The sequence below is a fragment of the Ideonella sp. WA131b genome, assembly GCA_023657425.1.
GTDB lineage: Bacteria > Pseudomonadota > Gammaproteobacteria > Burkholderiales > Burkholderiaceae_C > Rubrivivax.
This window is the reverse complement of record JAGTJW010000002.1, coordinates 819,872-839,563: the sequence shown is the minus strand read 5'-3', so window position 1 is coordinate 839,563 and position 19,692 is coordinate 819,872. Positions and strand designations below refer to the sequence as shown.

General features: G+C 71.6%; 23 protein-coding genes. 5 read left to right on the top strand and 18 right to left on the bottom strand.

The features are described 5' to 3' along the window. Positions 1-710: 710 nt before the first annotated feature. The 3 genes from KA711_13925 to KA711_13915 are packed head-to-tail and all read right to left on the bottom strand — an operon-like array spanning position 711 to position 3,060. Positions 711-1,202 (bottom strand): ureidoglycolate lyase, encoded by a 492-nt coding sequence (locus tag KA711_13925; GenBank protein ID MCM0610068.1) that lies wholly within the window; start codon positions 1,200-1,202, stop codon positions 711-713. Continuing rightward, positions 1,199-2,488, bottom strand: a complete 1,290-nt coding sequence (locus tag KA711_13920; GenBank protein MCM0610067.1) for a Zn-dependent hydrolase — start codon at positions 2,486-2,488, stop codon at positions 1,199-1,201. The genes KA711_13925 and KA711_13920 overlap by 4 nt, the downstream gene beginning before the upstream one ends. Next, a complete protein-coding gene (locus tag KA711_13915; GenBank protein MCM0610066.1) occupies positions 2,485-3,060 on the bottom strand; it encodes a hypothetical protein in 576 nt (191 codons plus the stop codon). The genes KA711_13920 and KA711_13915 overlap by 4 nt, the downstream gene beginning before the upstream one ends. Before the next feature lie 50 nt (positions 3,061-3,110). On the opposite strand from KA711_13915, the gene KA711_13910 reads away from it, so the two are divergent. From KA711_13910 to KA711_13890, 5 genes are read left to right on the top strand one after another with little or no spacing between them, the layout of a single operon-like run. Next, positions 3,111-4,757 (top strand): acyl-CoA synthetase, encoded by a 1,647-nt coding sequence (locus KA711_13910; GenBank protein ID MCM0610065.1) that lies wholly within the window; start codon positions 3,111-3,113, stop codon positions 4,755-4,757. A gap of 13 nt (positions 4,758-4,770) precedes the next feature. Continuing rightward, positions 4,771-5,550, top strand: a complete 780-nt coding sequence (locus KA711_13905; protein MCM0610064.1) for an enoyl-CoA hydratase — start codon at positions 4,771-4,773, stop codon at positions 5,548-5,550. Between the two features lie 28 nt (positions 5,551-5,578). Further along, the gene (gene ypfH, locus KA711_13900) at positions 5,579-6,262 is read left to right on the top strand and encodes an esterase (GenBank protein MCM0610063.1); all 684 of its coding nucleotides are present in this window, start codon (positions 5,579-5,581) and stop codon (positions 6,260-6,262) included. 30 nt (positions 6,263-6,292) lie between these two features. After that, on the top strand, positions 6,293-7,096 hold the full coding sequence (gene yaaA, locus KA711_13895) for a peroxide stress protein YaaA (GenBank protein ID MCM0610062.1): 804 nt from the start codon (positions 6,293-6,295) through the stop codon (positions 7,094-7,096). After that, a complete protein-coding gene (locus KA711_13890; GenBank protein MCM0610061.1) occupies positions 7,093-7,959 on the top strand; it encodes a 2OG-Fe(II) oxygenase in 867 nt (288 codons plus the stop codon). The genes yaaA and KA711_13890 overlap by 4 nt, the downstream gene beginning before the upstream one ends. On the opposite strand, the gene KA711_13885 is transcribed toward KA711_13890, so the two are convergent. The 15 genes from KA711_13885 to fliG form a co-directional block, all read right to left on the bottom strand. Continuing rightward, positions 7,952-9,271 carry a DUF4010 domain-containing protein gene (locus KA711_13885; GenBank protein ID MCM0610060.1) on the bottom strand — a complete coding sequence of 440 codons (1,320 nt, stop codon included), beginning with the start codon at positions 9,269-9,271 and terminating at the stop codon, positions 7,952-7,954. The two genes, KA711_13890 and KA711_13885, sit on opposite strands and share 8 nt — an antisense overlap. 57 nt (positions 9,272-9,328) lie before the next feature. Beyond that, positions 9,329-9,985: an MBL fold metallo-hydrolase gene (locus tag KA711_13880; GenBank protein ID MCM0610059.1), complete on the bottom strand. Its 657-nt coding sequence runs from the start codon at positions 9,983-9,985 to the stop codon at positions 9,329-9,331. 120 nt (positions 9,986-10,105) lie between these two features. Next, positions 10,106-10,504, bottom strand: coding sequence for a VOC family protein (locus KA711_13875; protein ID MCM0610058.1), 399 nt, complete (start codon positions 10,502-10,504; stop codon positions 10,106-10,108). Positions 10,505-10,535: 31 nt separating this feature from the next. Next, on the bottom strand, positions 10,536-11,303 hold the full coding sequence (gene fliR, locus KA711_13870) for a flagellar biosynthetic protein FliR (GenBank protein MCM0610057.1): 768 nt from the start codon (positions 11,301-11,303) through the stop codon (positions 10,536-10,538). A 12-nt stretch (positions 11,304-11,315) separates the two neighbouring features. After that, positions 11,316-11,585, bottom strand: coding sequence for a flagellar biosynthesis protein FliQ (gene fliQ, locus KA711_13865; protein MCM0610056.1), 270 nt, complete (start codon positions 11,583-11,585; stop codon positions 11,316-11,318). Positions 11,586-11,600: 15 nt separating this feature from the next. Next, the gene (gene fliP, locus KA711_13860) at positions 11,601-12,329 is read right to left on the bottom strand and encodes a flagellar type III secretion system pore protein FliP (GenBank protein MCM0610055.1); all 729 of its coding nucleotides are present in this window, start codon (positions 12,327-12,329) and stop codon (positions 11,601-11,603) included. A gap of 25 nt (positions 12,330-12,354) precedes the next feature. Then, positions 12,355-12,720 (bottom strand): flagellar biosynthetic protein FliO, encoded by a 366-nt coding sequence (locus tag KA711_13855; GenBank protein MCM0610054.1) that lies wholly within the window; start codon positions 12,718-12,720, stop codon positions 12,355-12,357. Between the two features lie 13 nt (positions 12,721-12,733). Continuing rightward, positions 12,734-13,180, bottom strand: coding sequence for a flagellar motor switch protein FliN (gene fliN, locus KA711_13850; GenBank protein MCM0610053.1), 447 nt, complete (start codon positions 13,178-13,180; stop codon positions 12,734-12,736). Continuing rightward, a complete protein-coding gene (fliM, locus tag KA711_13845; protein ID MCM0610052.1) occupies positions 13,180-14,175 on the bottom strand; it encodes a flagellar motor switch protein FliM in 996 nt (331 codons plus the stop codon). Before fliM ends, fliN begins: the two co-directional genes overlap by 1 nt. 88 nt (positions 14,176-14,263) lie before the next feature. Then, positions 14,264-14,875 (bottom strand): flagellar basal body-associated FliL family protein, encoded by a 612-nt coding sequence (locus KA711_13840; GenBank protein MCM0610051.1) that lies wholly within the window; start codon positions 14,873-14,875, stop codon positions 14,264-14,266. 146 nt (positions 14,876-15,021) lie between these two features. Continuing rightward, the gene (locus KA711_13835) at positions 15,022-16,008 is read right to left on the bottom strand and encodes a flagellar hook-length control protein FliK (GenBank protein ID MCM0610050.1); all 987 of its coding nucleotides are present in this window, start codon (positions 16,006-16,008) and stop codon (positions 15,022-15,024) included. A gap of 15 nt (positions 16,009-16,023) precedes the next feature. Beyond that, complete coding sequence (fliJ, locus tag KA711_13830) at positions 16,024-16,479, bottom strand: flagellar export protein FliJ (GenBank protein MCM0610049.1); 456 nt, start codon at positions 16,477-16,479, stop codon at positions 16,024-16,026. Positions 16,480-16,492: 13 nt separating this feature from the next. Then, positions 16,493-17,905, bottom strand: a complete 1,413-nt coding sequence (locus tag KA711_13825) for a FliI/YscN family ATPase (protein ID MCM0610048.1) — start codon at positions 17,903-17,905, stop codon at positions 16,493-16,495. Positions 17,906-17,950: 45 nt separating this feature from the next. Continuing rightward, on the bottom strand, positions 17,951-18,685 hold the full coding sequence (locus tag KA711_13820) for a flagellar assembly protein FliH (GenBank protein MCM0610047.1): 735 nt from the start codon (positions 18,683-18,685) through the stop codon (positions 17,951-17,953). Then, positions 18,682-19,689: a flagellar motor switch protein FliG gene (gene fliG / locus KA711_13815; GenBank protein ID MCM0610046.1), complete on the bottom strand. Its 1,008-nt coding sequence runs from the start codon at positions 19,687-19,689 to the stop codon at positions 18,682-18,684. The genes KA711_13820 and fliG overlap by 4 nt, the downstream gene beginning before the upstream one ends. Positions 19,690-19,692: the final 3 nt, after the last annotated feature.

The following is a 19,692-nucleotide window of genomic DNA, read 5'->3' as shown; positions in this document are numbered from 1 at the left end:
CTCTCGGGCCCGGAGCGGCCTACCACCGTTCGGGCTGAGCCCTTCGTCGAGCTCAGGACAGGCCTGTCGAAGCCCGCCTCCACCGTTCGGGCTGAGCCCTTCGTCAAGCTCAAGACAGGCTTGTCGAAGCCCCGCACCCGCAGCACCGCGCGGCAAAGGGCTGTGCGGGTGGGGGCTGCGGCGTGAATTGAAGCGGTCGGCCCTGCGGGCCGACTCCCCTGCGATGCTCGGGTCCATGGCCCCACGGCAAAACTCGCTACGCGGGCTGCGCCCGCTGCGCTCGAACAGTTGCCGTGAGTCAGTTTACGAAGCGCGCTGCGCGCGCGGGCCATGAACCCTGCGCTTCTCGGCGCTTCAAAGGTCACACCGCAGCCCCAACCCGCACAGCCCTTTGCAATCACCGGGGTTGGTTCTCGGAACGAAAACCCGGGCGGTGAAGGAGCGGCAGGCGGTGCCCCTGGCCGGCGCTGTCATGGGGCGCCGAGCAGCGCAGGCTTGAGGGCGGCGCGCGCAGCGCGCTTCGTAAACTGACTCACGGCAACTGTTCGAGCGCAGCGGCCGCAGGCCGCGTAGCGAGTTTTGCCGTGCGCCCTCAAGTCGAGCAGCGGAGGGCAGTCGGCTCGCAGGGCCGACCGCCCCATCCAGCGCCGGCCAGGGGTACCGCCTGCCGCGATCGCGCGGTGCTGCAGACGCGCGGGCAAGCCGAGCCGCTAGAGCAACAAGCTCAGTGCTTCCTCCAGCATCACTTCATCACAGTCTGTGCCGGCACCGCGCCGCTCCAGCACCGCCCAGGGCCCGTCGTCCAAGGCCAGCAGGCCGTGGTGCCAGGTGCCGGCGGCGATGCGCAGGCCTTGCAGGCCGTTGCTGAGCAGTGCCACGCAGTCCTGGGGGCGCGGTTGCGCCACCGCCGCCGGCGCGAGCAGCAGCACGCAACGGCGCGCTCCACCCAGGGGCAGGAACACCTGGTCCGAGAAGCGGTGCCGCTCCAGCGCACGGGCCTCGAAGGGGAAGCGGCGAGCCTGGGCCTGGTAGACGGCCAGGACGGCGCGGCCACCGTCGCGTTGCAAGTCCAGCGCCGGCACGGCCTCGTGGCGCATCGAACTGCCCCCGTTGACGGCATCGCCGCCCGGGGCCACCTCGACGAGCGAACCGAACGGCGCCATCGCCGCCGCCGTCAGCGGCCGGGCCGTCAGCGTGATCATGCCGCCCGTCCCGCCGTCTCGAGCAGCGCCTCCAGCAGCACCTGGCAGCCCGCGGCCAGGTGCTCGGGGCGGGCGTCCTCGACCTCGTTGTGCGAGATGCCGTCCTTGCAGGGCACGAAGATCATTGCCGTGGGCGCTGTGCGCGCCACGTAGACGGCGTCGTGGGCCGCGCCGCTGACGATGTCGCGGTGCGGCATCCCGTGGCGCGCCGCCGCGGCCCGCACCCGCGATACCAACGCCGGATCGAAGGGCGCAGGCGGAAACTGCACCACCGGCTCCACGCTCACGGTCACGCGCCCGGCCGCCTGCGCCGCGGCCACGGCTGCGCGCAGCGCGGCATCCATGCGGGCCAGGCCGGCGTCGTCGGTGTGGCGCAGGTCGACCGTGAAGCTCACGCGCCCCGGGATGGTGTTGCGCGAGTTTGGGAACACCTGCACCCAGCCCACCGTGCCGCGCGCGTGCGGCGCCTCGGCGCGCGCGATGGCATCGACCGCCTGCATCAGCGGCAGCGCCGCCTGCAGCGCGTCGCGCCGCAGGTCCATCGGCGTCGGCCCGGCGTGCGCCTCCAGGCCGGTCACGACCACGTCGTACCAGCGCTGGCCCAAAGCGCCGGTGACGACGCCGATCACGTCACCCGCGTCCTCCAGCACCGGGCCCTGCTCGATGTGGGCCTCGAAGAAGGCGCCGAAACGTGGCGCGCCGTCGGCCAGCGCGGCCGGCTCGGTGCCGGCATAGCCGATGGCGGCCAGCGCATCGCCCACGCGCACGCCCTCGCGGTCGCTCGCGTTCAGCGCGTGCGCCAGGCTGAAGGCGCCCGCATACACGCCCGAGCCCATCAACACCGGCACGAAGCGCGTGCCCTCCTCGTTGGTCCACACGCACAGCTCCAGCGGCGAACGCGTGCGCACGCCATGGTCGTTCAGCGTGCGCAGCACCTCCAGCCCGGCCAGCACGCCGTAGTTGCCGTCGAACTTGCCGCCGGTGGGCTGGGTGTCGATGTGGCTGCCGGTGGCCACGGCGGGCAGGCCCGGTTCGGTGCCGGCGCGGCGGGCGAAGAGGTTGCCAATGGCATCGACGCGCACGGTGCAGCCGGCCTCCTGCGCCCAGTCCACGAACAGGTCGCGCGCCTGGCGGTCGAGCTCGCTCAGTGCCAGCCGGCACACGCCGCCCTTGGGCGTGGCGCCGATGGCGGCCAGCGTCATCAGGCTCGTCCAGAGGCGGTCGGCGTCGATGCGGGGCAGGGCGGTGGCCACCTGGGCAGACAGGGCAGGGTCGGGGGCGTTCATGGGCGGTGGGGGTGGGGTGAGGCCAGCTGCGCCAGCACCTCGGCCGCGCGGGGCGATCGGTCGTAGCGCAGCACGCGGGCGTGGGCCAGGGCGGGGTCGGTGGGCAGGCGCCGCTGGCGCTCGTGGCGGGCGCGCCAGTGTCGCAGCAAGTAGCGCACCAGGCCATCGCGGTGGAAGAAGCGCCGCAGCGACTCGGTGTTGCCGTTGCAGCAGGGCTCGCCCGTGAGGCCGCGGCGCAGCGTGCGCCAGGCGGTGCGGCGCACCAGCGTGGCCAGCGGCAGGTCGAGCACCACCAGGTGCGTCAGGCGCGGCCAGACGTGCGGCTCGGTGGTGGCGCGGTAGTTGCCCACGATCACCCAGCCCGGCTGCGCCAGCGTGGGGGCCAGGCGCCGCGTCAGCTCGTCGTGGCCCACGGCCTGCCAGCCGGGCTCCCAGAAGAGGTCGTCGAGGTCGACGAAGGGCAGGCCCAGCCGCTGCGCCAGCGCGCGGCCCAGCGTCGTCTTGCCCGCGCCGCTGCTGCCGATGAGGTGCAGGCGCAGACCGCCGGCACCGGCCGTGGGGCTTGTGCTCATCCCGCTATGCTGCACGCCCACGCGCGCCGGTGCCAGCGCGGGAGACACCGATGCACATCTACGAACAAGGGCTCGGCCGCACCGCGGCCAACTTCGCGGCGCTCAGCCCGGTGGCTTTTGTCGAGCGCAGCGCCGAGATCTTCGGCGAGCTGCCGGCGGTCATCCACGGCGCGCGTCGCCACACCTGGGCGCAGTGCCGCGAGCGCAGCGCACGGCTGGCGGCTGCGCTGCGCGCCCTGGGCGTGGGCCGGCTCGACACCGTGACCGTGATGCTGCCCAACACGCCCGAGATGGTGGAGGCGCACTGCGCGGTGCCGGCGATCAACGCCGTGCTCAACACGCTGAACACGCGGCTCGACGCGCCGCTGCTGGCCTGGCAGATGGCGCACTGCGAGGCCAAGGTCGTGATCACCGATCGCGAGTTCGCCCCGGTGATGGCACAGGCGCTGCGCATCCTGAAGGCCGAGCACGGCCGCGAGCCGGTGGTGGTGGACGTCTGCGACAGCGAGTACACCGGCCCGGGTGATCGCCTGGGCGCGCACGAATACGAGGCGCTGCTGGCCGCCCACGCGCCGCTGCCGCGGCTGGAGGGCCCGGCCGACGAGTGGGACGCCATCGCCGTGAGCTACACCAGCGGCACCACCGGCGACCCCAAGGGCGTGGTCACGCACCACCGCGGCGCCTACCTCAACGCCGTGGGCAATGTCGTCACCTGGACGCTGCCGCTGTTCCCGCGCTACCTGTGGACGCTGCCGATGTTCCACTGCAACGGCTGGTGCTTCCCCTGGACGGTGGCGCTGCAAGGCGGTGTGCACGTGTGCCTGCGCCGCGTCGAGGCCGGCGCCATCCTGGCCGCGATGCGCGAGCACGGGGTGGACCACTACTGCGCCGCGCCCATCGTGCACAACCTGATCATCAATGCCGACCCGGCCCTGCGCGCGGGCATCACGCAGACCGTGCGCGGCATGGTGGCCGGCGCGGCGCCGCCGGCGGCCATGATCGAGGGCATGGCGCAGATCGGCTTCGACATCACGCACGTCTACGGCCTGACGGAGGTCTACGGTCCGGCCAGCGTGGCCGTGAAGCGCCCGGCCTGGGCGCAGCAGACGCTGTCGGAGCAGACGCGCCTGAACGGCCGCCAGGGCGTGCGCTACGCGCTGCAGGACGGCATGACCGTGATGGACCCGGCGACGATGCACGAGGTGCCGGCCGACGGCGCCACGCTCGGCGAGATCATGTTCCGCGGCAACATCACGATGAAGGGCTACCTGAAGAACCCGGCTGCCACCGGGAAGGCCTTCGAGGGCGGCTGGTTCCACACCGGCGACCTGGCCGTGCTCGAGCCCGACCGCTACGTGAAGATCAAGGACCGCAGCAAGGACATCATCATCAGCGGTGGCGAGAACATCAGCTCCATCGAGGTGGAAGACGCCCTGTACCGGCATGCCGCCGTGATGGCCTGCGCGGTCGTGGCGCGGCCCGATGCGAAGTGGGGCGAGACGCCGCTGGCCTATGTCGAGCTCAAGCCGGGCAGCAGCGGCACGGCGGCCGAGCTGATCGCCCACTGCAAGTCGCTGCTCGCCGGCTACAAGGTGCCGCGCGAGATCCGCTTCGAGGCCATCCCCAAGACGAGCACCGGCAAGATCCAGAAGTTCGAGCTGCGCCAGCGTGCGAAGAGCAGCTCGGCCATCGAGTGAAGGAGACCTGCGCATGAGCACCCCCCAGCCCCTGGTCCTGAGCGAGACCGACTCGCGCGGCGTCGTCACGCTCACGCTCAACCGGCCCGAAGCGTTCAACGCCTTGTCCGAAGGCCTGCTCGCGGCGCTGCAGGCCGCGCTGGACCGCGTGGCCGCTGACGAGCGCGTGCGCGTCGTCGTCATCGCCGCTGCGGGCCGGGCCTTCTGCGCCGGCCACGACCTCAAGGAGATGCGCGCCGAGCCCACGCAGGCCTACTACGAGCGGCTCTTCGCGCAGTGCGGCCGCATGATGATGACGATCCAGAAGATGCCGGTGCCGGTGGTGGCGCGCGTGCAGGGCATCGCCACCGCCGCCGGCTGCCAGCTGGTGGCCATGTGCGACCTGGCCGTGGCCGCACGCGGCACCAAGTTCGCCGTCAGCGGCGTCAACCTGGGCCTCTTCTGCAGCACGCCCAGCGTGGCACTGAGCCGCAACCTGCCGCGCAAGGCGGCCTTCGAGATGCTCGTCACCGGCGACTTCATCGACGCCGACGAGGCGCGCGCCCGCGGCCTCGTCAACCGCGTCGCCGAGCCGGCCGAGCTGGATGCCGAGATCGAGCGCCTGGTGGCGCGCATCGTCGCCAAGCCGAAGGTCGCGCTGGCGATGGGCAAGCAGCTCTTCTACCGCCAGCTCGAGACCGGCATCGAGGCCGCCTACGACGACGCCGGCCGCACGATGGCCTGCAACATGATGGATGCCGCCGCGCTGGAGGGTGTGCAGGCCTTCATCGAGAAAAGGCCGCCGAACTGGTGAGCGCGCCGGCCGCGAAGACAATCGCGGCATGGACTACCCGATCGAATGGCTGCCGGCCGAGGGCGAGCCTGCGCAGCTGATCCTGCTGCTGCACGGCTGGCGTTCCGACGCCACGGCGCTGCTGCCGCTGGCGCAGGCGCTGCGCAGCCAGTTCCCGCAGGCCGCCATCGTGGCGCCTGACGCGCCCACGCGATGGGCCGGGCATCCCTCGCAGCGCCTGTGGTACGGCATCGACGGCCTCACGCCCGAGAACTGGCCCGAACGCGTGGCCCTGGGCCTGCCGCCGCTGCTGCAGTGGGTGCGCACGCAGCAGCGGCGGCTGGGCGTGGGCGCGGCGGCCACGGCGCTGGGCGGTTTTTCGCAGGGCGGCATCCTGGCTCTCGCCCTGGCCCTGCTGCACGACGGCCTGGTCGGCCGCGTCCTCAGCTTTGGCGGCTGCCTGACGGCCCGCCCCGAGGCCGCGCCACGGCTGACGACGCTGCACCTGTTCCACGGCGGTGCCGACGAGGTGATCGCCGCCGACGGCTCGCGCCAGGCCCTGGCCTGGTTGGCCGAGCTGGAAGGCGATGCCACGCTCGACGTGGCCGAGGACATCGGCCATGCGCTGCACCCGGTGCTGATCGAGCGCGCGCTGTGGCGGCTGACGCACCACATCCCGCAACGCCCCTGGGGCGAGGCCCTCGGGGGCGCGCCCCACCACCGTTCGGGCTGAGCCTGTCGAAGCCCTCGACCACCACCACCCATGCTCTTCCTGATCTCCCCCGCCAAGACGCTGGACTACGACACGCCCGTGCCCGCCTCGGTGGCGAAGCAGGCCACCGCGCCACTGTTCACCGCGCAGGCCGCCGAGCTGATCGGCGTGCTCCGACGCCAGACGCCGCGCCAGTTGGCGGCGCTGATGGATCTCTCCGACAGCCTCGCCGCCCTGAACGCCGCGCGCTACGCCGCCTGGCAGCCCACGGCCACGCCGGTCAACAGCAAGCCGGCGGTCCTGGCCTTCGACGGCGACGTCTACGACGGGCTTCAGGCCAAGACGCTGAAGGCTGCCGATTTCGCCTGGGCGCAGAAGCACGTCGTCATCCTCTCGGGGCTGTACGGCGCCCTGCGACCGCTGGACCGCCTCCAGCCCTACCGGCTGGAGATGGGCACCGCGCTGGCCACGCCGCGCGGCAAGGACCTCTACGCCTTCTGGGGCGACACCGTGGCCGCGCACCTGAACGAGCGCCTGGCCGGCGAGCGCGCGCCGCTGGTGGTGAACCTGGCCTCGCAGGAATACGCCCGCGCCGCGCTGCGGCCGGCCCTGAAGGCGCGCGTGGTGGACTGCGTGTTCGAGGAGACCAACCCCGACGGGCGGTCCCAGGTCATCAGCTTCTACGCCAAGAAGGCGCGCGGGCTGATGCTGCGCCACGCCACCCTGCGCCGGGCGCGCTCGCGGGCGGCGCTGCGCGACTTCGCGGCCGAGGGCTATGCCTTCGACGAGGCCGCCAGCGCCGAGGACCGGCTGGTGTTCCGGCGCCCCCGGCCGGCGGCAAAATCGTTGCCATGAGCACCGTCGCCCAGGCCCAGGCCGTCACCCCCGAACTGCGCCGCTGGATCATCGAGCAGGCCGAGGCCGGCTGCCGGCCGCAGGACGTCGTCCAGGCCATGATCAGCAGCGGCTGGCAAGAAGAGGTGGCCATCAAGGCCATGGAGCAGACGCTGCGCGAGCACCTGGCCAGCCTGCCGCCCGACGAGAGTGACCTGCCGCCGCCGGTGCCCGTGCCCGAGCCTGTGCTGTCGGGTTCGCCCAGCGAACTGCTGATCGAGGGCCATGCCGTCCGGGTGCTGGCGTCGCTCAAGCGCCCGCGCGTGATCGTCTTCGGGGGGCTGCTCACCGACGAGGAGTGCACCGGCCTGATGAAGCTGGCCGAGCCACGCCTGACGCGCAGCGAGACGGTGGACAACGCCACCGGCGGCAGCGAGGTCAACCCGTCTCGCACCAGCGACGGCATGTTCTTCGAGCGCGGCGAGCACATGCTGATCGCGCGCATCGAGCACCGCATCGGTGCGCTGCTGGGCTGGCCGGTGAAGAACGGCGAGGGCCTGCAGATCCTGCGCTACCGCCCGGGCGCCGAGTACAAGCCGCACCATGACTACTTCGACCCGGTGCACGCTGGCAGCGCCACCATTCTGGCGCGTGGCGGCCAGCGCGTGGGCACCTTGGTGATGTACCTGAACACACCCGAGGGCGGCGGCGGCACCACCTTCCCCGAGGTGGGTCTCGAGGTGGCCCCGGTGCGCGGCAACGCGGTGTTCTTCAGCTACACGCGGGCCCACCCCAGCACCAAGACGCTGCACGGCGGCGCCCCGGTCCTGGCCGGCGAGAAGTGGGTGGCGACGAAGTGGCTGCGCGAGCGCGAGTTCATCTGAAGAAGGCCAGTGCCGCGGCAGCAGCCGCGGTCGACAGCGCCAGCGAGCGCGCCACGACGGCACCGTAGGGCCGGCCGCCGGCCGTGAAGGCGGCCAGGCTGCGCGTCAGCGCATTGGCCAGCACCGCGATCCACGCCCCGAGCACCAGCGTGCCGGGCGGGAGTTTGTCGGCCGCCTGCAGCGCGGCCAGCGCCGCCACGGGCGCGTGGGCGTCGGCCAGCGCGGCCAGCGCCGCGCCGCCGAGAACACCCAATGTGCCGAAGTGCTGCTGCGCCGTGGCCACGGCCGAGGCCACGGCGGCCAGCAGCGCGGCCATCACCAGGGCTTCGCGCACGCGCAGCGGGCCGCGTTCGGCACCGCGCCCCGCGGGTTCGTCGGGTGGGCCAGCCGCCGCCAGGCGGCGCCAAGCCAGGAATGCCGTGAGGCCGGCCGTGCCCGCGCCGGCCAGCGCCACCGGCAGCAGTGCCGGCAGCGCCCCGGGGGCCAGGGCCACCACCAGCAGCAGCACCTGCAGCCACGTCGCCACGGTGGAGGCCAGCGCCCCGGCCGTGGCGGCCTGCGCGGCCGGCGTGCCGGCAGCGGCGCGAACGCGCGAGCCCATCGCCACGATGGTGGCGGTGCTGGACACGAAGCCCGAGCAGAGCCCCGCCAGCGTCAGCCCCGCGCGCGGGCCGAACACGCGCCCGGCCAGGTGGCCGGCGGCTTGCAGCGTCAGGATCAACACCACGGTCAGCAGCAGGGTGCGTGGCGCCACCGGCACCCAGGGCTGGAGCGCCGGCAGCGGCAGGGCCGGCGCCAGCGGCAGCAGCACCAGCGCCAGCGCGGCCAGGATCAGCGCGTCGTGCAGCTCAGCCTCGCTCAGCGCCTGCGTGGCGAAGCGGTGCAGCCGCTCGCGCGCCGCCAGCAGCGTGGCCACGACCACCGCCGCGCCCGCGCCCAATGCCGGTGCCTGCACGGCCAGCACACCCACGAGGTAGGTGACGAACAGCGCCAGCTCGGTGGTGAGGCCAGGGTCGAGTTCGACGCCCGCGGTGGCGGGCAGACGCAGGCTGCGTGCGTAGGCCACCACCGCCAGCCCCGCCACCAGCGCCGCGCCCAGCAGCACCAGCAGCGGCTGGCCCAGCACCGCTGCCAGCAACTGGGCCAAGCCGCCGGCCAGCGCCACGAGCGCAAAGCTGCGGATGCCCGCGGCCTGCACCTGCGCGGCGCCTCGGCGGCGGCGCTTGCGCCGCTCGCGCTCCAGGCCGATCAGCAGTCCGGCGCCCAGCGCCGCCGCCAGGCCCAGGGCCGTGGACCCGTCGAACTCAGCCATCAGCAGGGCCGGGGCGGCGGGCGCGCCGGTCCGGCGCTGTGTCTCGCAGCTGGGCTGTCACGCCTTGACGTCCTCACGGTGCTGGCGACACAGCTCGGTGGTCAGCTGCGCCATCGGGCCGTCGAGCACGATGGGCAGCCTGGCCGGGATGCGGCCGGCATGCGTCGGCCGCTGCAGCACCCGCACAAGCGCCTGCGCGCACCCCACGGCAAAAATGGGCAGCAGCACCGAGATGCCGCCGCGCACGGTGCGGTGACCAGCTCCTCGAGCCGCGCCGCCAGGTCTTCGGGCCGGTGGTCGCGGTTGCGGTAGGTGCTCCCCACCAGCAGCATGTCGGTAGCCTCGGGTGCCTGCGGGGCGGGCGTCAGCAAGGCCAGCGCGCGCAGCACATCGGCGCGCGTCTGTCTCCGGCAGGTGGGCGCTGTCTGGCAGCAACACCTTGAGCAGTTCGCGCGTGGCCGCGCGCACGTAGACCTGTCCGCGCCTGCGGTGCTCGGCCAGCGCCGGCAGCCGGCACGAGTGGTCGAGATGGGCATGGCTGATCACGACCGCCTCGGCGTCGCGCAGCGGCCCCGGATCGGCCCAGTTGCGTTCGCGGTGCAGCTTGTAGCCCTGGAACACGCCGCAGTCGTGCAGTACGGTGGCCCAGGCGCTGGTCACGAGGTGGCGCGAGCCGGTCACGCCGTCGGCAGCGCCGGGGAATCGGATCTTCATGCTGCCCTGCCAGCCGCGTGAAGCGCCACGGCGTCCATCACAAAGGCGCCGGCAAGGCGGCGAAGTCAACCCGGCGCACGGGGCCGCCGGCCCGCAGCGCGGTGGCAGGAGTGGGCAGCGTCATGGATCGAGCATAGCCGGCTGGATCAGGTCCCAGCGGTTGCCGAACGGGTCCAAGAACACGACCACGCGGCCATAGGACTCATTGCGCGGGTTTTCGGCGCGGCGGCCGCCGAACGCCTCGATGCGGGCCAGGTCGGCGTCGAGGTCGTCGCCATGCACGAACAGCCAGACGCGCCCGCCACCCTGGCGGCCGATGAGCGCACGCTGATCGTCACTGGCTGCGCGCGCCAGCAAGAGCCCGGCGCCCCCCGTGGCCGGGCCGACCACGACCCATCGTTTGCTGTTTCCCAGCGGCACATCGTCGCGGCAGACCCAGCCCAGGCCGGCCGTGAAGAACGGCAGCGCCGTGTCGTAGTCGGGCACCAGCAGGGTGGTGAGTGCAAGGCTCAGGCCCATGGGCGGCAGCATAGCCGCCGCCTTGACGCTCTCAGCGGAACTGCTCGATCAGCCGCTCCAGCGTCATCTGGAACGGGCCCTCCAGCGCCGGCAGCGTGAGCAGCATGCCCACCAGCCCCACGCCCAGCGTGACGGGAAAGCCGATCGCGAAGATATTGATCTGTGGTGCCACGCGGGAGATGGCGCCCAGCACGAGGTTCACGAACAGCAGCATGGTCAGCAGCGGCAGCGCGATCCACAGCCCGGTGGAGAAGATCTCGGCACCCCAGCGCTGCGGCTGCACCGCGTGCAGAAAGGCGAACGGCTCCGGCGCCACCGGGAACACGCCGAAGCTGTGCACCAGCGCCGCGATCACGACGAGGTGGCCACCACCGACGATGAACAGCCACGCCACCATGGTGCCGAAGAAGCGGCTCGTGGCCGTGGCGGTGGCCGCGCTGATGGGGTCGAAGAAGCCGGCAAAGTTCAGCCCCATCTGCAGGCCGATGATCTCGCCGGCAAACTCGACCGCCGCGAACACCAGGCGCACCGCGAATCCGAGGCTCAGACCGATGACGAGCTGCTGCGCCACCAGCGGCAGCACGAGCGGGCTGTCGAGCAGCAGGGCCTCGGGCGGCAGCGGCGGCAGCGTAGGTTGCGCCGCGTAGGCGATGAAGCCGGCCAGCGCGATGCGCACGCGCGTGGGCACGGTGCGCGCACCCAGCACCGGCAGGGCCGCGAACAGGGCCAGCGCGCGCAGGAAGGGCCACAGCAGCGGCGCCAGCCACTGCAGCAGCTGCGCCTCGGTGAACGTGAGCATCAACCAGGCCCGTCAACCGACCGCGCCGGGGATGCCCATGAGCACGCCGCGGAGGTAGTCCACCAGCGTCGAGAGCATCCAGGGGCCGGCGATGGCCAGCACGATCGCCGCGCCCACGATCTTGGGCACGAAGCTCAGCGTGGCTTCGTTGATCTGCGTGGCGGCCTGGAAGATGCTGACCACCAGGCCGACGATCAGCACCACCAGCAGCACCGGCGCCGACACCATCAGCAGCATCCACAAGCCCTGCTGACCGGCAGCCAGCACCTGGGTCGAGTCCATCCCGGATCTCCTGTTTCAGGTCACGAACGAGGCCGCCAGCGACCCCAGCAGCAGGTTCCAGCCGTCGGCCAGCACGAACAGCATCAACTTGAACGGCAGGGCCACCAGCACCGGGCTCAGCATCATCATGCCCAGGCTCATCAGCACGCTGGCCACGATCATGTCGATGATCAGGAAGGGGATGAAGATCATGAAGCCGATCTGGAACGCGCTCTTGAGTTCACTGGTGACGAAGGCGGGCACCAGCACCGACATCGGCAGCGCCTCGGCCGCGGTGTCCTCGGGCAGCTTGGCCAGGCGGCTGAACAGCTGCAGGTCGCTCTGCCGCGTCTGCTTGAGCATGAACTCGCGCATCGGCTTCAGGCCCTCCTGAAAGGCTGTCTCGGCGCTGATCTGGCCGGCCGTGTAGGGCTTCCAGGCGCGCTCGTGGACCTGGTCGAAGGTGCCCTGCATCACGAAGAAGGTGAGGAACAGGCTCAGGCCGATGATCACCTGGTTGGGCGGCGCGGCCTGGGTGCCCAGGGCCTGGCGCAGCAGGCTGAGCACGATGACGATGCGCGTGAACGCCGTCATCATCAGCAGCACCGCAGGCAGAAAGCCCAGGGCCGTGAACACCAGCAGCGTCTGGATGGGCACCGAGTAGCTGGTGCCGCCGGGCCCCTGGCCCACGACGATGGGCAGCGTGCCGGGCGCGGCCTGCTGCGCCAGCGCGCCGCTGGCTGTGGCCAGCAGCAGCGCGGCCAGGCCCCACGTGCGCGCGCGGGCGGGTTCAGCGCGGCGCACCTTGGCCCCCTCCGTTCTTCATGCGGCCCAGCAGCTGCGCGAAGTCCGCAGCCGGAGGCGGCCCTGGCGTTGCCGCCTCATCGCCGTGCGGCACCATGGTGTGCAGCGTGCGGATGCCCTGCGCCGTGACGCCCAGCACCAGCCACAGGCGCTCATCGCCGTGGCCGACCTCCACCGTCACGATCCGGCTGTGCGGGGCCAGCGGCAGCGTGGCCACGTGGCGCGGCGTGCCGGCACGGCCGGCGCCGCCGAAGCCGGCAATCGGCGCGCGCTTGAGCAGCCACAAGGCCAGCGGGATCAGCGCCACGACGGCAGCGAACCACAGCAGCGCGGTGAAGCCTGGGGTCTGCATGGTGCGCGGCGCCTCAGAGCTTGGACAGCCGCCGCATGCGTTCGCTGGGCGTGACGATGTCGGTGAGGCGGATGCCGAACTTGTCGTTCACCACCACGACCTCGCCCTGCGCGATGAGAAAGCCGTTGACGAGCACATCCATCGGCTCACCGGCCATGGTCTCGAGCTCCACCACCGATCCCTGCGCGAGCTGAAGGATGTGCTTGATGGGGATGCGCGTGCGCCCGAGCTCCACCGTGAGCTGCACGGGGATGTCGAGGATCATGTTCAGGTCGTTGCCTGCGGCCCCTACCGGGGTGTTGGCGAACTTCGTGAACTCGGCCGGCGCCACACTTTCGGCGGGCGCGGCCACCTCGCTGGCCACCTCGTTGCCGCCGCCCTTGCTCTCGGCCAGGGCCGCGGCCCACTCGGCCGCCATCTGATCTTCGGCGGACATCTCGCTGTTCGGGTCTGCGGACATCAGGAATCTCCCAGCCAGCTGGCTGTGTTGCTGGTGATGAGCTTGTCGATCTTGATCGAGTAGCGCTTGTTCGAAGTGCCGTAGTGGCAGTCGAACACCGGCACGCCGTCGACCTTGGCCTGGATCATGGGTTCGAGGTCGAGCTCGATGAAGTCGCCGGGCTTGAAGGCCAGCAGCTGCTCCATCGTGGCGCCTGCGTGCGCCAGCTCGGCCACGAGGTCGACCTCGGCGCTCTGGATCTGTTGCTTGAGCAGGTTCACCCAGCGCCGGTCGGGTTCGGCGCTGTCGCCCTGGATGGTGCTGTAGAGCACATCCCGGATCGGCTCCAGCGTGCTGTAGGGCACGCAGAAGTGGATCGAGCCGGTCACATCGCCGAGTTCCAGCGTGAAGTGCGTGGACACCACGATCTCGCTGGGCGTGGCGATGTTCGCGAACTGCGGCTGCATCTCCGAGCGCTGGTACTCGAGCTCCACCGGGTAGATGCCGGTCCAGGCCCTGCGGTACTCGGCGACGATGGTCTCGACCAGCCGGTAGATCACGCGCAGCTCGGTCGGGCTGAAGTCGCGGCCCTCGATGCGGGTGTGGAACTTGCCGACGCCGCCGTACAAGGCATCGATGACCGCGAACACCAGGCTCGGGTCACAGACGATCAGGCCGCTGCCACGCAGTGGCTTCACCGACATGATGTTGAAGTTGGTCGGCACCACGATTTCGCGCAGGAAGGCGCTGAATTTCTGCACCTTGATGCCGCCGATGCTCACCTCGGGGCTCTTGCGGATGAGGTTGAACAGGCCGATGCGGATGTTGCGGGCGAAGCGCTCGCTGACCACCTCCATCGTCGGCATTCGGCCGCGGACGATGCGCTCCTGGCTGGAGAGGTCGTACTCCCGGATGCCGGAGGTCGGCGTCTCCGACTGCTCGAGCTTCTGGCTCTCGCCGGTGATGCCCTGCAGCAGGGCATCGACCTCATCCTGCGAAAGAATCTGTTGATTCATGGTGCGGGTAGTCGCACAGCGCGTTCAAGCCCGAAGCGGCGCGCGCCTTCGGACAGTCGCGAGCGAAAGCGGGCGTGGAGGGCCACGTTCACTGGATGATGAAGTTGCCGAAGTGCACGGCGCGGACCGGGAGCTCGGGCTCGGCGGCCTTGCGGCGCTTCTTGCGCGGGACATCCCCGTCAGCGGGTTCTTCGGCGGCCTGACGCTGCTCCTCGCTGGGCAACTCGTAGCCCATGGCGCGCGCGGTCTCGCGGCGGATGCGCTGTGCCAGCGCCTCCTTGCCGTCGCGCGCCAGCAGCTCACCGGCAGTGCGGTCGGCGATCGCGAGCAGGATGTTGCTGCGCACCGCCGGCATGTAGGCCTTGAGTTGCTGCTCCAGCGTGGCTTCCGCCAGCTCCAGGGTCACCGCCACCTGGGCGTAGCGGTCGGCGTTGCGGTCGGCGAGGTTGACGGTGAACGGGTCCAGCGGCACGAACACCGGCATGGCCTTGGGGTCGCGCTTGTCGGCGGCCTTCTTGTCTGCGGGAGCCTCGTTGGCACCGGCTCCTTCCTCGGTGTCGGCGCCGGACTTCTTCATCATCACCAGCGCGGCTCCGCCGCCCGCCAGCACCACCAGCAGCACGGCGGCGATGATGATGATCAGCTTCTTCTTGCCCTTGGGCGGCGGGGCGGCGTCGACGGCGGTGGCAGCGGCGGACATCGGGCTCTCCTGACTTGGCGGACGGTCGTCCGTGGAGTGGCCTGCCGGCGCGGCGGGCGCGCCGTCGACCACGATGCGCCATTGTTGAGAGCGTGCGTGCCGATCGAAGCCCGGAAAAGGGGGCAAGAAACCGGCCTGGAACGGCCTCAGGCCACGAGGTCGACCACCCCGCGGCGACGCCCGGACAGCGGCAGTGACGGCGGCGCCGTCAGCTCGGGATCGCGCTCGAGGCCGTCGTCGCGCCCGGCAGGTGGCTGCTGCCCGCTGTTGGCACCACTGCCTGCACCGCGTTCGAAAACGCCCCCGCCGGCCAGCGTGAGGCCGGCTTCGCGAAGACTGCCGGCCAGGCTGGGCAGGGCCTGCTCCAGCCACTGCCGCGTCGGTGCCTGTTCGGCCGTCAGCACCACGCGGGCAGCGTCGCCGTCGACCTGGATGCGCACGTCCACCGGCCCAAGATCAGCCGGGTTGAGTTGCAGCCGGGCGTGCTGCACGCCCTGGCGCACGTAGGTGGTGAGCTGGGCCGACAGTTCCGTGGCGAACGCGCTGCTGCCGGGCTGCGACGCCAGGGTGCCCTCGGCGGCGGGCACCGACGGGGCCGCGGATGCATCCGTGGGCGCTCCCGGTCCTGCGAGATCGGGCCCGCCGGCCACCGGCAGCACCCGGCCCACGACCGGCATGAACACGGCTTCGGCGGCGATGCAGGGCGCCGCGACGAGGGGGGAGTCTTCCGCGGCATCGGTCGTCCCGCCGGGCATCGCCTGGGCCAGCAGGTCGTCGGCGCTGGTCGCAGCTGCGGGCCGGAGCGGGTTGGTGGCGGCGGCCCGTGTCGCACTGGTCGGCGCTCGCGGCGGGGGGCCGACCATCGGGGCGGATGACGCGGTCGCCCCCGCGTCTGGCGAGGTGCCGGTGGGGGGCGTTCCCGCGACGGTGCTCTCGTGTTCGGACGCCTCGTGCGAGGATTCGGCCGCCTCGCTGGCCTGCACGGCCGGCAAAGGCTCCGCGGCCCGCTGCGCCTGCCCCAGCATCTGGGCAAAACCGCCGCCGCGGGCTGCTGCAAGCGGCGTGGTGGGGCGAGCGCCGGGCGCCGCCCCGACGGGGGAGGTCACTGTGTTCAGGTTGGGCATCAGGCTCATGGCAGGGACTCCGGTTCAGTGCAGGCCGCCGAACCCTGTGGCGGTGCGGCGATGGCGCTGCAGCGCGGCCTCGTCGGTCTGGCGCTGCTCGCGGCGCGACTCGGTGCGTTGTTGTTCGGCCTGGCGGCGTTCCATCAGCTTGCGCACCGATGCCAGCTTCAGCTCGGCCTGCCGCAGCGACTGACGGCGATGCACCAGCTCGGCCTCGGCGCGGCGCACGGCCTCTCGCTGCTGGGCCAGCGCCTGGTCGATCCGCCCCATGAAGCCCTCGTGGCAGCGCAGCAGATCGATGGGCGCGGCCACGCCGGCCAGCCCCGGGGCGCGGTTGCGGTAGTCGGCCTCGTAGGCGCTCAGCTGGTCGAGCTGTGCCAGTGTGCGGTTGCTGTGCGCCTCGGCCTGCATCAGTGCGGCGCGTGCGGCGTCGCGCTGCCGCTCGGCCAGCTCGCGCAGGGTCGCCAGGCCATCGCTCATGGTGTCGGCTCCTTCAGCCCGTGCCCAGCAGCTTCAGCAGCTGGGCACGGCTCATGTCCAGCGGGGCCCGGTCGTGCATGTCCTGCTGCAGCAGCGCCGCCAGCTGCGGCTGCAGCCTGACGGCCTGGTCGAGCTCCGCGTCGTGACCGGGCTGGTAGGCTCCGAGCGCGATCAGGTCGCGCGCCTTCGTCAGGCGCGACAGCAGGGCCCGCGCCTTGCGCGCCGCCGCCTGCTGCTCGCGTGGTGCCACTGCCATCATCACGCGAGACACCGATCGTTCGACGTCGATCGCCGGGAAGTGCCCGGCCTCGGCCAGATCACGGGAGAGCACGATGTGGCCGTCGAGAATGCCCCGTGAGGCGTCGGCCACCGGGTCCTGAGGGTCATCGCCTTCCGACAGCACCGTGTAGAAGGCGGTGATCGAGCCCTGGCCGGAGCCCTCGCCCAGGCCGTTGCCGCTGCGCTCCACGAGCTGCGGCAGCTTGGCGAAGACACTGGGCGGGTAGCCCTTGGTGGCCGGCGGCTCGCCGATGGCCAGTGCGATCTCGCGCTGCGCCATGCAGTAGCGCGTCAGGCTGTCCATCAGCAGCAGCACATGCCGGCCGCGGTCGCGGAAGTGCTCGGCGATGGCGGTGGCGTAGTGCGCCCCTTGCAGCCGCACCAGCGGCGGGGCGTCAGCCGGCGCGGCGACCACGACGCTGCGGGCACGGCCATCCTCGCCAAGGATGTCCTCGACGAACTCCTTGACCTCGCGGCCCCGCTCGCCGATGAGCCCGACGACGATGACGTCGGCGGCCGTGTACCGCGCCATCATGCCCAGGAGCACGCTCTTGCCCACGCCGGTGCCTGCGAACAGGCCCAGGCGCTGACCGCGGCCCACGGTGAGCAGCGCGTTGATGGCGCGCACGCCGGTGTCCAGCGGCCGGCGCACCGGCTCGCGGTCCATGGCGTTGATCGGCCGGCGCGCCAGCGGCTCGTCGTGCACGGCGGCCAACGGGCCGAGTCGGTCGAGCGGTTGGCCGTTCGAATCGACGACGCGGCCGAGCAGCCCGGCGCCCATCGGCAGGTGCAGGCTGCGGTCCTCGCTGCGGCGCCAGGGGTGGGCGCCGCGGGATTCGAGCGGCTCACCGAAGCGCGGCGGCACCGGCGGCAGCGCGCGGGGCACCACGCGGGCGCCGCTGCGCAGGCCCTGGGCCTCGCCGTTGGGCATCAGGTAGGCGCGGTCACCGTTGAAGCCCACCACCTCGGCCAGCACCGGTTCGCGCAGGCCGTCGGCGTGGATCTCGCACAGTGATCCCACCGGCACGCGGATGCCGGCGGCCTCCATCACGAGGCCGGTCACGCGCAGCAGCCGGCCCTCGGCTTCCAGCGGCGGGCGCTGCACTGTGCGGGTCTCCAGCTCGTTCGCCCAGCGTTGCCAACGCAAGCCACGGCGCTCCAGTCGCTGTTCGAGCGTCGTCACCGTCACCGCTCAAGCCTCCGTGAGGTCGTCCGGCGCATCGGGCAGGCCCAGCACCGACAGCGCCTGCGTCCAGCGCACATCGACACGGGCGTCGATGTGACCGACGTCGCTCTCCACCAGCACGTCACCGCGCGCGAGGCTGGGGTCAGCCACCAGCCTTGCGCCGCGCGCGGCCAGCGCCTCCTCGGCGCCCTCGGCCACCATCGGCAGGTCCTGCGGATGCACGTGCACCACCACGTGGCGAGCCGACAGCAGCACCGCGTTGACGGCCTCGGCCGCCACCCCGGCCACGAGCTGCGGCTCCAGCGTGAGCTGATGGCGCAGCACCTGCTGCGCCAGCTGGACTGCGGTGCGGGCCAAGGTGTCGGCGAGTGCCGCGTCCAGCCGCTCGGTCTGGCGATCGAAGGCATCCAGCAGCGAGCCCACCTGGGCGGTGGCCTGCTGGGCAAAGCTTGTCTTGAAGTTCTCCAGTGCCGCCAGTCCGTCGCGGTAGCCATCCTGGTAGCCGGCCTGGCGGGCGGCGGCGACACGCGCCTGCCAGTCGGCCGCCGTGGGCTCCGGGGGAGGCTCGGGTGTGGCCTTGGGCATGGATCGGCCGGTGGTGCCGTCCGTGCTGCCGAAGGCACCGGGCGTCCAGCTCGCGAAGTCGCCCAGCTCCTCACGCGGGATGAAGCGCGTGTAAGGTGTGCCGCCCTTGCTGTTGGGCGGCGGCGGGATGTTGCGGATGCCTGGCCTGGAACTCATACGAACTGTTCGTCACCACCGCCCATGAGCACGATCTGGCCTTCGTCGACGAGCCGGCGAATGATCTTCAGCATCTCCTTCTGCTCGGCTTCCACCTCCGAAAGCCGAACCGGGCCGCGGCTCTCGAGGTCTTCCTTCAGCGTCTCGGCGGCGCGGGTGCTCATGTTGCGGAAGATCTTCTCGCGCAGACCCGGCGTGGCACCCTTCAGCGCGATCACCAGGCTGTCGGACTGCACCTCCTTCATCAGGGCCTGGATGCCCTTGTCGTCGATCTTCTCGACGTCGTCGAAGGTGAACATGTTGTCCATGATCTTCTGCGCCAGATCCTGATCGGCCTCGCGCACGAAGTCGAGCACGCTGGTCTCGACCGCGCTGCCCATCATGTTCAGAATCTCGGCGGCGGCCTTCACGCCGCCCAGGCTGCTCTTCTTGCCTCGGTCGCCGCCGGCAAGGACCTTGCTCATGACCTCGTTCAGATCGCGCAGGGCCGCGGGCTGGATGCCGTCGAGCGTGGCGATGCGCACCATCACCTCGTTGCGCTGACGCTCGGTGAACTGCTTCAGCACGTCGGCGCACTGGTCGAACTCCAGATGCACCAGGATGGCGGCCACGATCTGCGGGTGTTCGTTGCGCAACAGCTCGGCCACCGAGTTCGGGTCCATCCACTTCAGGCTCTCGATGCCGGTGACGTCGGAGCCCTGCAGGATGCGGTCGATCAGCAGGTTGGCCTTGTCCTCGCCCAGCGCCTTGCGCAGGACGGACTTGACGTACTCGTTGCTGTCGGCCACGAGCATGCTCTCGTTGGCGGCCAGCGCCTCGAAGCTGTCGATCACCTTCTCGACGCGCTCGCGCGGGATGGCCTTCATGCGGGCGATGGTTTCCCCCAGCCTCTGCACTTCCTTCGGCGCCAGGTGCTTGAAGACCTCGGCAGCCTCCTCCTCGCCCAGGCTCATCAGGAGGATGGCCGCGTCCTCCAGGCCTTGATCGTCACGGTTCGATGCCATGGG